The sequence below is a fragment of the Burkholderia sp. AcTa6-5 genome, from assembly GCF_017815075.1.
Classification (GTDB): Bacteria; Pseudomonadota; Gammaproteobacteria; order Burkholderiales; family Burkholderiaceae; genus Burkholderia; species Burkholderia sola.
This window is the reverse complement of the sequence record NZ_JAGIQE010000027.1, coordinates 1-13647: the sequence shown is the minus strand read 5'-3', so window position 1 is coordinate 13647 and position 13647 is coordinate 1. Positions and strand designations below refer to the sequence as shown.

Annotated in this window: 14 protein-coding genes and 2 pseudogenes; 6 read left to right on the top strand and 10 right to left on the bottom strand. The window is 65.4% G+C overall.

Features of this window, described 5'->3' with window-relative positions; translation table 11 throughout:
* Nucleotides 1-4: 4 nt before the first annotated feature.
* Nucleotides 5-889: a LysR family transcriptional regulator gene (locus J8I33_RS28245; protein ID WP_204384420.1), complete on the bottom strand. Its 885-nt coding sequence runs from the start codon at nucleotides 887-889 to the stop codon at nucleotides 5-7.
* 77 nt (nucleotides 890-966) lie between these two features.
* Here J8I33_RS28245 and J8I33_RS28240 point away from each other — a divergent pair, with 77 nt between their 5' ends.
* Nucleotides 967-2268: an aspartate aminotransferase family protein gene (locus tag J8I33_RS28240; protein WP_050012355.1), complete on the top strand. Its 1302-nt coding sequence runs from the start codon at nucleotides 967-969 to the stop codon at nucleotides 2266-2268.
* 67 nt (nucleotides 2269-2335) lie between these two features.
* Here the strand turns inward: J8I33_RS28240 and J8I33_RS28235 are convergent, their stop codons facing one another.
* Nucleotides 2336-3085 carry an SDR family oxidoreductase gene (locus J8I33_RS28235; protein WP_209939525.1) on the bottom strand — a complete coding sequence of 250 codons (750 nt, stop codon included), beginning with the start codon at nucleotides 3083-3085 and terminating at the stop codon, nucleotides 2336-2338.
* 101 nt (nucleotides 3086-3186) lie between these two features.
* On the opposite strand from J8I33_RS28235, the gene J8I33_RS28230 reads away from it, so the two are divergent.
* The 3 genes from J8I33_RS28230 to J8I33_RS28220 all read left to right on the top strand — a co-directional run bounded on the left by J8I33_RS28230 (nucleotide 3187) and on the right by J8I33_RS28220 (nucleotide 5487).
* Entirely contained in the window at nucleotides 3187-4104 is a 918-nt protein-coding gene (locus J8I33_RS28230) for an AraC family transcriptional regulator (RefSeq protein WP_124555575.1), read from the top strand.
* Nucleotides 4105-4177: 73 nt separating this feature from the next.
* Complete coding sequence (locus tag J8I33_RS28225; protein ID WP_209939524.1) at nucleotides 4178-5035, top strand: AraC family transcriptional regulator; 858 nt, start codon at nucleotides 4178-4180, stop codon at nucleotides 5033-5035.
* A gap of 44 nt (nucleotides 5036-5079) precedes the next feature.
* Nucleotides 5080-5487 (top strand): DUF2000 domain-containing protein, encoded by a 408-nt coding sequence (locus J8I33_RS28220; RefSeq protein ID WP_050012351.1) that lies wholly within the window; start codon nucleotides 5080-5082, stop codon nucleotides 5485-5487.
* 149 nt (nucleotides 5488-5636) lie between these two features.
* Here J8I33_RS28220 and J8I33_RS28215 read toward each other — a convergent pair whose 3' ends face one another.
* The 5 genes from J8I33_RS28215 to J8I33_RS28195 form a co-directional block, all read right to left on the bottom strand.
* Nucleotides 5637-6338 (bottom strand): ABC transporter ATP-binding protein, encoded by a 702-nt coding sequence (locus J8I33_RS28215; RefSeq protein WP_006484776.1) that lies wholly within the window; start codon nucleotides 6336-6338, stop codon nucleotides 5637-5639.
* Nucleotides 6338-7111, bottom strand: coding sequence for a high-affinity branched-chain amino acid ABC transporter ATP-binding protein LivG (gene livG, locus J8I33_RS28210; RefSeq protein ID WP_089489613.1), 774 nt, complete (start codon nucleotides 7109-7111; stop codon nucleotides 6338-6340). Before livG ends, J8I33_RS28215 begins: the two co-directional genes overlap by 1 nt.
* Entirely contained in the window at nucleotides 7108-8379 is a 1272-nt protein-coding gene (locus J8I33_RS28205; protein WP_209939523.1) for a high-affinity branched-chain amino acid ABC transporter permease LivM, read from the bottom strand. The genes livG and J8I33_RS28205 overlap by 4 nt, the downstream gene beginning before the upstream one ends.
* A gap of 11 nt (nucleotides 8380-8390) precedes the next feature.
* Nucleotides 8391-9317, bottom strand: coding sequence for a high-affinity branched-chain amino acid ABC transporter permease LivH (livH, locus tag J8I33_RS28200; RefSeq protein WP_175873899.1), 927 nt, complete (start codon nucleotides 9315-9317; stop codon nucleotides 8391-8393).
* 182 nt (nucleotides 9318-9499) lie between these two features.
* Nucleotides 9500-10618, bottom strand: coding sequence for a branched-chain amino acid ABC transporter substrate-binding protein (locus J8I33_RS28195; protein WP_050012348.1), 1119 nt, complete (start codon nucleotides 10616-10618; stop codon nucleotides 9500-9502).
* A 784-nt stretch (nucleotides 10619-11402) separates the two neighbouring features.
* Here J8I33_RS28195 and J8I33_RS28190 point away from each other — a divergent pair.
* Nucleotides 11403-12056, top strand: a complete 654-nt coding sequence (locus J8I33_RS28190) for a hypothetical protein (RefSeq protein ID WP_209939522.1) — start codon at nucleotides 11403-11405, stop codon at nucleotides 12054-12056.
* Nucleotides 12057-12152: 96 nt separating this feature from the next.
* On the opposite strand, the gene J8I33_RS28185 is transcribed toward J8I33_RS28190, so the two are convergent.
* Nucleotides 12153-12374 (bottom strand): hypothetical protein, encoded by a 222-nt coding sequence (locus J8I33_RS28185; protein WP_059721886.1) that lies wholly within the window; start codon nucleotides 12372-12374, stop codon nucleotides 12153-12155.
* A 500-nt stretch (nucleotides 12375-12874) separates the two neighbouring features.
* Nucleotides 12875-13246 (bottom strand): hypothetical protein, encoded by a 372-nt coding sequence (locus tag J8I33_RS28180; RefSeq protein ID WP_209927095.1) that lies wholly within the window; start codon nucleotides 13244-13246, stop codon nucleotides 12875-12877.
* A gap of 133 nt (nucleotides 13247-13379) precedes the next feature.
* On the opposite strand from J8I33_RS28180, the pseudogene J8I33_RS34615 reads away from it, so the two are divergent.
* Nucleotides 13380-13490 (top strand): annotated as a pseudogene (locus tag J8I33_RS34615) (IS5/IS1182 family transposase); the annotation flags it as partial.
* Between the two features lie 54 nt (nucleotides 13491-13544).
* Here the strand turns inward: J8I33_RS34615 and J8I33_RS28175 are convergent.
* A pseudogene (locus J8I33_RS28175) lies at nucleotides 13545-13647 on the bottom strand (IS3 family transposase); the annotation flags it as partial.

Genomic DNA, 13647 nt, shown 5'->3' with positions numbered 1-13647 from the left:
ACCGTCAAAGCAATGGCAGCGTTTGCCGGATATGGTCGGCGAATGCGGCGGTCAGGTGCGACGGTCGCTTCCGGTCGAACCGCAGCGTAATGCCCACCGCCGGCAACGGCGGCAAATGCGGATCGCCGTTGACGATCGCGACGTCGGCCGGCACGGCCGTCTGTGTCATCACCGCGAACGCCTGCCCCGAACGCACCAGCGCGATCAGCCCGGCGAGGCTGCTGCTCGCATACGCGACGCGATAGTCGCGGCCGGCGCGGTTCAACGCGTCGCACGCGGCAACGTGATCGAGCGTATCGCGATCGGACAGCGCCAGCGGCAGCGGATCGAAATGCGCGGGATCGAGCCCCGGATAGCCTATCCAGACCAGTTGCTCGCGGCGAATGATGTCGCCGGTCGCACCGTCGTCCGGCACGGAAATCATCGCCAGATCGACCGCGCGCTTCTCCAGCTGTTCGACGAGCCGCGGCGTCGGCCCGCAGACCACTTCGACGATCGCCTGCGGATGCTGGCTCGAAAACTGCCGCAGCAGCGACGGCAGCCACACTTGCGCGTAATCGTCCGGGCAGCCGAACCGGATCGTCCCCGACAGCCCCGTGCCGCACAGATCGGCCATCGCCTCGTCGTGCAGCCGCAGGATGCGTTGCGCATGCACGAGCAGCCGCTCGCCCGGATGCGTGAGCACCACGCCACGGCCGGTGCGCTGGAACAGCGGCTGGTCGACCACTTCCTCGAGCCGCTTCATCTGCTGGCTGAGCGCGGATTGCGTGCGGCCGACGCGCGCGGCCGCGCGGCTCAACGCGCGCACCTCGGCGATCACGACGAACGAGCGCAGCAGGTCGATTTCGAGCGAAAGCGCCAAGGTATTAGCCCCTTTTCTAGCTTGCATTAGAACTATTCGTTTCCATCAAACCAGACGCGCGCCTAGACTGCAAGCGATCCCTGCCCTTTTGCCCGGAGACGCCCATGTCCCTGAACGACGACGCAACCTTCTGGCGCAACGCCAGGCAGCATCTGGTCCGCTACGGCGGCACGTTCGAGCCGATGATCGTCGAGCGCGCGAAAGGCAGCTTCGTGTACGACGCCGACGGCCGCGCGATCCTCGATTTCACGTCGGGCCAGATGAGCGCGGTACTCGGCCACAGCCATCCGGAGATCGTGTCCGTGATCGGCGAATACGCGGGCAAGCTCGATCACCTGTTCAGCGGGATGCTGTCGCGGCCGGTCGTCGATCTCGCGACGCGCCTCGCCGATATCACGCCCGCCGGACTCGACCGCGCACTGCTGCTCAGCACCGGCGCGGAATCGAACGAGGCGGCGATCCGGATGGCGAAGCTCGTCACCGGCAAGTACGAGATCGTCGGCTTCGCGCAGTCGTGGCACGGGATGACGGGCGCCGCCGCGTCGGCCACGTACAGCGCCGGCCGCAAGGGCGTCGGACCGGCGTCGGTCGGCTCGTTCGCGATTCCGGCACCGTTCGCGTACCGGCCGCGCTTCGAGCGCAACGGCGCGTACGACCCGCTCGCCGAACTCGACTACGCGTTCGACCTGATCGACCGTCAGTCGAGCGGCAACCTCGCCGCGTTCATCGCGGAGCCGATTCTCAGTTCGGGCGGGATCATCGAGCTGCCGGAAGGCTATATGGCCGCGCTCAAGCGCAAGTGCGACGCACGCGGGATGCTGCTGATCCTCGACGAAGCACAAACGGGCGTCGGCCGCACCGGCACGATGTTCGCGTGCCAGCGCGACGGCGTGACACCCGACATCCTGACGCTGTCGAAGACGCTCGGCGCCGGGCTGCCGCTCGCGGCGATGGTCACGTCCGCGGCCATCGAGGAACGCGCGCACGAACTCGGCTACCTGTTCTACACGACGCACGTGTCCGACCCGCTGCCGGCCGCCGTCGGCCTGCGCGTGCTCGACGTCGTGCAGCGCGACGGCCTCGTCGCGCGCGCGAACACGATGGGCGAGCGGCTGCGGCGCGGGCTGCTCGACCTGATGGAGCGCTTCGACTGCATCGGCGACGTGCGCGGGCGCGGGCTGCTGCTCGGCGTCGAGATCGTCAAGGATCGCCGCACGAAGGAGCCGGCGGACGGCCTCGGCGCGAAGATCACGCGCGAGTGCATGAAGCTCGGGCTCAGCATGAACATCGTGCAGTTGCCCGGCATGGGCGGCGTGTTCCGGATCGCACCGCCGCTGACCGTCAGCGAAGACGAGATCGACCTCGGCCTGTCGCTGCTGGAGCAGGCGATCACGCGCGCGCTTTAACGTTCTTCACCGCCTCACTCGGTCCGTCGCACCGGCTCAACCTGCCGGCGCGACGGGTTCCGATCGTTCAACCCGCTTCCGCCGCCCACGCTTGTGCGTCGGCGCCAGCCGGAATGCGCATCGGGCTCGACGGATCGGTCGCCGCGCGCCACACGGCTTCGGCGACGTCCTGCGCATGGGTGATCGGCCCCGACGCATCGAGCATTCGCGCGACGGCCTTGCCGACGAAGTCTGCATACGCTTCGTGCTCGAAGCCGTGCATGTTGCCCCGTGCGTTGTCCGCGAAACGCGTATCGGGCGCGCGGCCCGGCAGCACGAGATGCGTGCGCACGCCGAATGGCTCGAGTTCGACCGCCATCGATTCGGTATAGGCGTTGACCGCCGCCTTGCTCGCCCGGTACGCGCTGACCAGCGGCAGCGCCTTCAGCGTCACGCTCGACGTGACGTTCACGACCACGCCGGCACCGCGCGCGCGAAACTGCGGCAGCACGGCCTGCGTCACCGCGATCGTGCCGATCGTGTTGGTGTCGAACAGCGCGCGCACCGTGTCGAGCGGCGTGAGTTCGGCCGGCGCGGCCGCGCCGAAGCCCGCGTTGTTGACGAGCACGTCGATCGGGCCGGCAGCGTCGACCGCGGAGCGAATGCTGTCCGCGTTCGTCACGTCGAGCGGCAGCACGCGCAGGCGCTCCGCCGGCGGCAGCACGTCGTCGCTCGGCGTGCGCATCGTCGCGACGACCTGCCAGTCGCGCGCGAGAAAATGGCGGGCGATTTCGAGGCCGAAGCCGGAAGAACAGCCGGTAATCAATGCGGTTTTCATGCGAACTCCTCGGGTGTGTTGAGCATGTGTTCGTACGATAGAGGGCCGGCGCCGTATTCGCTACAATCGACAATCCGCTTTTCTTTTGCGAGAGTCCGGCGATGATCGACCCGCTGACCGAAGTCGTGACGCTGCTGCAACCGGGCGCGCGGTACGCGAAGTACGTGCGCGGCGCGAGCCCGTGGGCGATCAACCGCACGGTCGCCGGCGAGCCGTTCTATTGCGCGGTCCTCGACGGCGGCTGCCGGATCGCGATCGACGGGCACGCGCCGATCGAGTTGCTGGCCGGCGATTTCATGCTGATTCCGGCCGCCTACGGCGTCGCGATGTCGAGCCTCGAACCGCCGCCGCCGGGTGTCGAGACCGCGCCGCCCGTCATGATCGAGCCCGGCGAATACCGGATCGGCGACCCCGCGAACCCGGTCGACACGCGGATGATGGCCGGCAACTGCAGCTTCGGTTCGCCCGATGCGGCACTGCTGGTGTCGCTGCTGCCGCGCTTCGTGCACGTACGCGGCGAGCCGCGGCTGACTACCCTCGTGCAACTGGTGCGCGACGAATCGCGCGCGCAACGGCCGGCCCGCGAGATCGTGCTGGCGCGTCTGCTGGAAGTGCTGCTGATCGAGGCGATGCGGTTCACGACCGGCACGCACGCGTCGCCCGGGCTCGTGCGCGGGCTCGCCGACAGTCGCCTCGCCGCCGCGCTCCGGCGGATGCACGAACGCCCCGCGCACCCGTGGACGATCGTCGAACTCGCGAAGGAAGCCGCGCTGTCGCGCTCGACGTTCTTCGAACGCTTCAGCCGCGCGGTCGGCGTCGCGCCGATGGAATACCTGCTGACGTGGCGCATGGCGCTCGCGAAGGATCTGCTCCGCCGCAACGAAGGCCGCATCGCCGAAATCGCGGCGCGCGTCGGCTACAGCTCGGCAAGCACCTTCAGCGTCGCGTTCGCGCGGCACGTCGGCCGGCCGCCCGCGCAATATGCGCGCGACGAACAGGCGACGGTGAGCGAATCATGAACCGCACCCGCCCTCTCTGTTCCGCCACCTGCAACCCCGTTGCGTCACGCCGCGACGACGGTCGAGGCCCCCGATGACGACAGACGCCAAGGCCGCCGGCACGACCGACCACTGGCTCGTCGCGCGTCGCGACGCGGAGACCGGCATCGAAAGCCTGCACGCGCATTTCAACGGCCATGCGTACGATGCGCACGATCACGACGACATGCTCGTCGGCTTCACCGAACAGGGCGTGCAGCGCTTCCAGTGCCATCGTTCGCTGCATACGAGCGTGCCGGGCCGCGCGATCCTGATCGAGCCGGGCGCGATGCACGACGGCCACGCGCCCGAAGCCGGCGGCTTCACGTACGGGATGCTGTACCTGCCGCAAACGTGGGTCGAGCGCGCCGCGCGCCGGCTCGACCTGCCGGGCCTGGGCAGCGTCGAAGCCACGTTCGGCCATACGCTCGTCGACGATCGCGGCCTCGTCGACGCGATCCGGAATGCGTTCTTCGCGCTCCACGACAACGAAGGCCGGCTCGCGCGCGACCAGACGCTCGACCGCCTGCTGATGCGGCTCGGCAGCCAGCTAGGCCGCCCGCCCGCGCTGGAAAGCGGCGTCGTGCCGCCCGCGATCGTCCGCGTGCGCGACCTGCTGCACGAACACATGGACGACAACATCGGCCTCGACGAACTCGCGAGCGTCGCCGGCATCGACCGGTTCCGGCTCACGCGGATGTTCCAGCGCGCGTTCGGCACGTCGCCGCACGCGTACCTCGTGCGCTTGCGGCTGCGCGCCGCGCGCAGGCTGCTGGCCGCCGGCCGCACGCCCGCGCAGGCGGCCGCCGACGTCGGTTTCGCGGACCAGAGCCACCTCGGCCGCTGGTTCCGCCGCGCGTACCGGATCACGCCGGCCGCATACCGGCAACTCTGCACAAACGTTCCAGACTGATCGCGCACGACGTCCGATCATGAGCGCTCCAACCAGGAGCAAGCATGTTCGATACCAAAGTAGCGCTGATCGTGCGCGACGATCTCGCCGCGTGGCAGAAACTCAACGTGGTCGCGTTTCTCGCGACGGGTGTCGCGGCCGGTGCGCCGGACGCACTCGGCGAGCCTTACGAGGATGCCGCCGGGCGCCGCTATGGCCGGATGCTCGGCCAGCCGATGATGGTGTTCGCGGCGGACCTGAACGGGTTGCAGGCCGCGCACCGGCAGGCGCTGTCGCGCGAGCTAATGATCGTGCCCTACGTGCGCGCGATGTTCTCGACCGGGCACGATACGGCCAACCGCGAAGCGTTTCGCGCCGAGGATGCGGACAATCCCGATCTGGTCGGCCTGGCGTTGCACGGGCCGAAGAAGGCCGTCGACAAGGCGGTGAAAGGGCTGGCGTTGCATGCGTAAGCGGGTCGGGCAACCTCGCCGCTTTCGTTCGATCCGCGTTTGGGCCCATGTAGCCGAATTTGCAGCGAACGAAGCCAATCCGGCCACATGTTCCCTGCAAGACGACGGCTGCGCCGCCGGCCCGTTGCAGGCCGGCGGCGTCCCGTCGATCAACCGCCGAGATACGCCTGCTTGATCCGGTCGTTCGCGAGCAGGTTCGCGCCCGTGTCGGCCAGCACCACGCGCCCCGTTTCGAGCACGTAGCCGCGATCGGCCACGCCGAGCGCCTTGTTCGCGTTCTGTTCGACGAGGAACACCGTGACGCCTTCGTCGCGGATCGTCCGGATGATGTCGAAGATCTGCGCGATCACGAGCGGCGCGAGGCCGAGCGTGGGTTCGTCGAGCAGCAGCAACCGCGGCTTGCTCATCAGCGCGCGGCCGATCGCCAGCATCTGCTGCTCGCCGCCCGACATCGTGCCGGCCCGCTGCGCCGCGCGCTCCTTCAGGCGCGGAAACAGCTTGAACACGTGCTCGATGCCGTCGTCGATCTCGTGACGGCTCGCGAAGAAGCCGCCCATCTTCAGGTTCTCGAGCACCGTCAGGCTCGGGAACACGCGCCGCCCTTCCGGCGAGATCGCCATCCCCTGCCGCATGATCTGGTGCGTCGACATCGCGGTGATGTCGTTGCCCTCGAACAGCACGCGGCCCGACGACGCGCGCGGCGTGCCGCATACCGTCATCATCAGCGTCGTCTTGCCCGCGCCGTTGCTGCCGATCAGCGTGACGATCTCGCCCTTGTTCACCTCGATCGACACGCCCGCGAGCGCCTCGACCGCGCCGTAGTGCGTATGGACCTGTTCCAGCTTCAGCATCACTCTTCCCCCAGATACGCCTTGATCACGCGCGGGTCGTTGCGGACCGCTTCCGGCGTGCCGATCACGATCGGCCGGCCGTGCTCCATCACGAGGATGCGGTCGGACACGCCCATCACGAGGCTCATGTCGTGTTCGATCAGCAGCACCGATACGCCGAATTCGCGGCGAAGCGTGTCGATCAGGTGCTGCAGCTCGATCTTTTCCTGCGGGTTGAGGCCGGCCGCCGGCTCATCGAGCATCAGCAGGCGCGGCTCGGTGATCATGCAGCGCGCGATCTCCAGACGCCGCTGATGCCCGTACGACAGCGTGCCGGCCGGCCGGTTGGCGACCGCCGTCAGCCCCATCCGGTCGAGCCACACGGCCGCGCGTTCGAGCGCTTCCTTCTCGGCATGACGATACGCAGGCGTCGCGAACAGGCCGTGCAGCAACCCGGCCTTCACCTTGCGATGCTGCGCGACGAGCAGGTTCTCGACGACGGTCAGCGACTTGAACAGGCGGATGTTCTGGAACGTGCGCACCAGGCCCTTCAACGCGATCTGATGGCTCGGCAGGCCCGCGATCGCGTGACCGTCGAGCACGACGTCGCCGCCGGTCGGCTTGTAGAAGCCGCCGACGCAGTTGAACACAGTGGTCTTGCCCGCGCCGTTCGGCCCGATGATCGCGAACACCTCGTCGCGGCGCACGTCGAAATCGATGCCGTCCACCGCGAGCAACCCGCCGAAGCGCATCTGCAGCCCGGCGACCTTCAACAGTTCCGTATTCGCGCTCATTGCGGCAGCTCCACGTGGGGACGGCTCGCGGGCAAGAGGCCCTGCGGACGCCACATCATCATCAACACCATCACGAGACCGAAGATCAGCATCCGGTATTCGGCGAACCCGCGCGCGACTTCCGGCAGCACGGTCAGCAGGATCGCCGCGAGAATCACGCCGAGCTGCGAGCCCATCCCGCCGAGCACGACGATCGCGAGGATCAGCGCCGATTCGATGAAGGTGAACGATTCGGGATTCACGAGGCCCTGACGCGCCGCGAAGAACGCGCCGCCGATCCCCGCGAACGCCGCGCCGAGCGTGAACGCCGACAGCTTGATCCGCGTCGGGTTCAGGCCCAGCGACCGGCATGCGATCTCGTCGTCGCGCAGCGCTTCCCACGCGCGGCCCATCGGCATGCGGATCAGGCGGCTCGTCACGAACAGCGTGAAGCCGACCAGCACCAGCGCGATCAGGTACAGGAAGATCACCATGTGCTCGCCGCTGTATTCCAGCCCGATCAGTTCATGGAAGGTCTTCGCGCCTTCGACGCTCGCGCTGCGCGCCATCTCGAAGCCGAACACCGTCGGCTTCGGAATGCTCGAGATGCCGTCCGGGCCGCCGGTGAGGCTCGTCAGGTTGTTCGCGAGCAGGCGGATGATTTCGCCGAAGCCGAGCGTGACGATCGCCAGATAGTCGCCGCGCAGACGCAGCACCGGGAAGCCGAGCAGGAAGCCGAACGTCGCCGCGGCGATCGCCGCGATCGGCAGGCATTCCCAGAACGACAATCCGAAATACTGGTTCAGCATCGCATACGTATAGCCGCCGACCGCGTAGAACCCGACATAGCCGAGATCCAGCAGCCCCGCGAAACCGACCACGATGTTCAGCCCGAGGCCGAGGATCACGTAGATCAGCGCGAGCGTCGCGACGTCCACCGCGCCGCGCGAACCGAAGAACGGCCACACGAGGCCAACGGCGAGCAGCACCCAGATGATCGCGCGCTGCTGCTGCGCGCCCATCGCGGGCATCGCCGGCAGCTTCACCGCCGATTTCGCGCGCACGAGCCACGGCTTGAACAACTGGAACAGGAACACGGCCGCGACCGCGATCCATACCGGGCGCCAGTGCGGCGTCAGCACGACCTGATAGCCTTCGAGCTTCAACTGCAGCCCGAGCACCGGAATCGTGAGGATCGCCGTCAGGATCGCGGCGGCCACCGCATTCTTCAGCGCCTGGCCGACCGATGCGTCGGCGGCCGGGCGGCGAACGGAAATGACTTGACTCATCTGCGTCTCCCTTAGACCTTTTCGATGTCCGACTTACCGAGCAGGCCGGTCGGGCGGAAGAGCAGGATCAGCACGAGCAGGCCGAACGCGACCACGTCCTTGTACTCGGCCGGCATGTAGCCTGCGGCGAAGGTTTCGGCCAGACCCAGCAGCACGCCGCCGAGCATCGCGCCCGGGATGCTGCCGATCCCGCCGAGCACCGCGGCGGTGAACGCCTTGATGCCCGCGACGAAGCCGATATACGGATTCAGCTTGCCGATCGTCAGCCCGATCAGCACGCCGCCGACGGCCGCCAGCATCGCGCCGAGCACGAACGTGAACGAGATCACGCGGTTCGTGTCGATGCCGAGCAGGTTCGCCATCTTCATGTCCTCGGCGCACGCGCGGCACGCCCGGCCCATCCGGGAATGCGAGATGAACAGCGTGAGCGCGATCATCAGCACCAGCGTCACGCAGACGATCAACAGGCGCGCATACGGAATCGTCACGTCGAAGTCGCCGCCGAGATGGATCTCGAACGCGCCGGAGATCAGCACGGGCACGGACACGTCGCGCGCGCCCTGGCCGATCTGCACGTAGTTCTGCAGGAAGATCGACATGCCGATCGCGGAGATCAGCGGCACGAGGCGCGGGCCGCCGCGCAGCGGACGATACGCGACGCGCTCGACCGCGAAGCCGTACAGGCCGGTGACGATCACCGACACGATCAGCGCGGCGCCGAGCACGAGCGGCAGCGGATAGCCGGCGGAGATGCCGATCGCCGTGAGGGTCACGAGGCCCACGTACGCGCCGATCATGTAGATCTCGCCGTGGGCGAAGTTGATCATGCCGATGATGCCGTAGACCATCGAATAGCCGATGGCGATCAACGCATAGATCGCACCCAGCGTCAGGCCGTTGACCAGCTGCTGGGCGAATTGAGGAAGGAAGTCAGTCATGTGCGGGAAGCTCCCGTTGGCATTGCGTCGCGTGCCGCCGCCGGATCACGGCGGTCGGCCGCGCGCAACGCACGGTGTCGTCTCGGGCCGCCCTTTGGCGCGCACGGGTCAGAGGCGCGACCAATACGCACCCGCCCCGTCCGGGTTTCGGACAGGGCGGGTGCGCGGGCGGGTACTCCGTATTACTTGGCGGCGGTCTTCGTCGCGTCCTTGTGCCACGTGTAGACGACGAACTTGAACGCCTTCAGGTCGCCCTGTGCGTCATACGCGACCTTGCCGATCGGCGTGTCGAACGTCGTCTTGTGCATGTACGCGGCGACCTTCGTCGGGTCGGTCGTCTTCGCGCCCGCGATCGAGTCGGCGATGATCTTCACCGCTGCGTACGCCGGCATCTGGAACGGGCCGTTCGCGTCGCGCTTCTTGTCCGCGAATGCCTTCACGAGCGCCGCGTTGGCCGGATCGGCCGAGAAGTCGGCCGGCAGCGTCACGAGCATGCCTTCCGAAGCCGGGCCGGCGATCGCCGTCACGTCCTTGTTGCCCACGCCTTCAGGCCCCATGAACGTCGCCTTCACGCCCTGCTCGCGCGCCTGGCGCATCAGCAGGCCCATTTCCGGGTGGTAGCCGCCGAAGTAGACGAAATCGACGCCTTGCGACTTCAGCTTCGTGATGATCGCCGAGTAGTCCGAATCGCCGGCGTTGACGCCTTCGAACAGCACAACCGGGATCTTCGCGGCTTCGAGGTCCTTCTTCACCGACGACGCGATGCCCTGGCCGTACGACTGCTTGTCGTGCAGGACCGCGACCTTCTTCGGCTTCACGTTGTTGATGATGTAGTGCGCGGCAGCCGGGCCTTGCTGGTCGTCACGGCCGATCGTGCGGAAGATGAAGTGACGCTTCTTGCCTTCCGTCAGCTGCGGCGCGGTGGCCGACGGCGTGACCATCACGATGCCTTCGTTCTCGTAGATGTCCGACGCGGGAATCGTCGAACCCGAGCACACGTGGCCGATCACGTACTTGATCTTCTGGCTGACGATCTTGTTGGCGACGGCGACGGCTTGCTTCGGTTCGCACGCGTCGTCCATCAGCACGACTTCGAACTTGTTGCCGCCCGCACCGCCGGCTGCATTGATCTGTTCGATCGCGGTCAGCGCGCCGGCCTTCACCATGTCGCCGTATTGGGCGACCGAGCCGCTCATCGGACCGGCGATGGCGATCTTCACGGTTTCCGCTTGCGCGGCGGCGGCGCCGGCGGCGAACAGCACGGCGGCGACGGAAATGGACGTAAGACGGGACAGCGTCATCTGGGAGCTCCTCGATGTTGTTTAGTCATACGGGCAAAGGCGGCATGACTTGCGCAATCGAACAGCACCCGGGGCGAGGACAGAGGACACGCCCGAGACACATAGAAGACGGAACTCCAGCGGAATGTTGCGTAGCGGGGCCCGGCTCTTGCAGTCCCCGAAGGGGACGTCTGGTTCGGAAAGACATCGTGATGCGTCTTGCATTGCGCAAGCGTTTCGCCTGCCCCGCTTGCCAAATCGCTCGTTCGGAGGGATGGTCCGACAGCCATTGGCAAGGCAGCCGAAATTATATGGGCGTTTTTCAATCGTCTGTCAAAAATGCCTGTCGATTGAGGGAAAACACGTAGGTTTTTGAGATGGGTGGGTGGCGATGAGGGTGCAACTTCCGGGAGGCTGGGGCGGTTGTTTTGGGTGCAATCGGGTTGCTATTCGGTGGGGGGATCGGGTGTGTTCCTTGCTGGGCTTGGTGTTTGGCGAGGGGCGGTTCTCGGTTTCGTATTTTTCGGGCTACCGAGGGGCTGCTTGGGGAAAATCAATCAACTGACGATTGTGCGAACGCGCACCAGGACGGGGCGCTCGATGAGACGGAAAATCTTTCTGTTTGCAAACCAAGCTAGTGCGATTGAAAGGTTTTTGAGATTTCCATGAAATAATACGGGCTCGCTTCTGCAATCCAGCCAGCCTCCCCTGCAAGTCGCCCCCGCCGCGCCTTGCAGTCGCTTCAGGGCCGCTTCGACGCCCCCTCGTCGCCCAGCCGCCAGCCAGTGATCTGCCGTTTTGTTCAATGCACATCACCTGCTTCGGATCGCCCATGAATTGCCCTGTTCGCTTGTCTTCCGCCGCCGCCGCGATCGCTTGCGCGCTTTCTGTTTCTGCTTCCCATGCTTCAGGACGCGATGCGCTGACCGATCGGTCGGCCGGTGCCAATGTGTTTCGCTCGGAACGGCGTGCGGCTGCTCGGGATGATGGACATGCGGCACGTGTGGGCCGTCGACGGGTGCAGTTCGCTGCGCCTGACGAACGGAGCCCGTTCGATACGCCTGATACGCGGCCGGTGCGGGTGACAAGCGATGCGCTCGTGGCATCGCCGCCTTCTTTTAAACACGAACCCGATTTTGTCTCGGCTCCGAACCGCGTCGCGCTTGGCGCGGGCGGGAGCGATAGTTTTGGCCGCGCAGTGCCTGGATATGAGCAGCGCGAGCAGAACTGGAATGAATACCTGCGCGCGAATGGCTCTCGGCCGGCTGGTAGTGTCGGCTCGTATGCGCCGCAGCGGCCGTACGATGCGCCACGTGGTCCGCACGGGGCGCCGAATCCGTTCGATCCGTCGGTGCCGCAGCCGGAGACGCGGACGTTCTACGACAACGGATCGGGGACGAAATGCACGGCTACCGGCGGTGCGGGGACGTCGCGGTCGTCTTGCGATATCGCTTGGTGATGCGTGGTTTTGGGCGGCTGCCGCTTGCGGCTGCTCTACCCTGTCCGGCGCGCTGCGCGACGTCGCACAGCGCGGCCGCATCCCGCGGCGTTGCGCTTACAGCTGCGTGATGATCAGCCTGCCCGGCTCAATATCGATCCGCGCCTTGCGGCCCGGAACAAAACACGCATCGTTGATCAGCCACATTCCACCGATCTTCATGTACGGATAAAACGTCTCCGGCCTCGGATCCATGGTCTTCGGGGTACCCCACATTTCCTGGATCGTGACGAAACGTTCCGTCTTCGGTGGTCGTGCTTTATGATTCGGCTTAGCCATGGGCAACTCTCTCTTAGTTGACTGTGGTTAGCGGGTCGTGAGTGTTGGTAGCACTTGCGGCCCGCGCTCGTTTACCGCGGCGTTTTTATAGTTCGGATTCCTCCTTTGTTGGTGAATCGGTGGAAACGATGCTTCGGTAGAGGATCAGCGCGTGTGGCACTTCCGTTCGCGCGCACTGCAGGCAACACGATCATCATCAGTTGGACATTGCTCATTAAACCATCATTGGCACGCATTTGAGCGTACGTTAGCCATTGGGTATAGGTATGCGGCTTGGTCACCTTTCTGGTTATTGCGCGTGTTGACGGTAATGGCGAGCAAGTCGACGCCTGCGCCATCTATTCGGAACACGATTAATCCGAACGTGACGATTTGAAACACTTCCACGAGTTCGGACCCGACGATATGCGCTGGGCTCGATACTTGTGTAGCCAATGCAAGGCTTTTGAGCGCGCGCTTGTGGATCCCACTTGTGCTGAGCGTGGGCCTATCCATCGCCCTCATTCAGCAGGGAATCCCCCTTTTTTATAGCCGCTCCACAAAGCCTTAACTGGCCAACTATCCGGTTTCCCGGCCAACATGCTCTTTGCGATCAGTTCGACGTCGTCTGAAACTCTTCCCGCGATGTCGGAATTTCCCGAGGCTCGAAACGAGAGCTTGAATGCCTTCTCTCTAATAAAATCCAAGAATTTCTTGTCTTCGGCTACGAGGTCGAGTCCATCGACCTCGTTAAACGCCTGCATCCAGAGATCGTCGAATGATGCGGCGTTCCTTTTGTCAAGTAGGTCATCGAAATCCAGGCCAATAAAAAAATCGAAAAATCCCGGCTTGGATATCTCCGAATCGATACTATTCAAAATCTCATTTGGCATTCCATAATCCCTGTTCTTGTGCCGGTGGCACTACAGCGGCGCTACCGTCAGTATAGATTCCCACAACGTCCGGACCGGGGATAACTGCCATTGAGCTTCCAGATCCGCCGACCATACGCGTCGAACTCGAAGCGACGGGGTCTACGGCACTAAACCGCGTCATGCCACCATTGCCGCACACGGCGTGGCCCCTTCGATCCCACCGCGCGATGGTGCCGCTCGTTGCTCCCTCAATACGCCGGGTATGATGTGGTAGAACGGTAATCCCCCCGTTTTCCACGGGGTTCAGAAGTAGAAACTAAGCGGCCATGGCCAGCCGCTGCTTCGGCGTAAATCCGCCCAGGGCCATGTTCGGGCGGTCGTGATTGTAAGTCCACATCCAGTCGGTCGCGAAGCGCTGC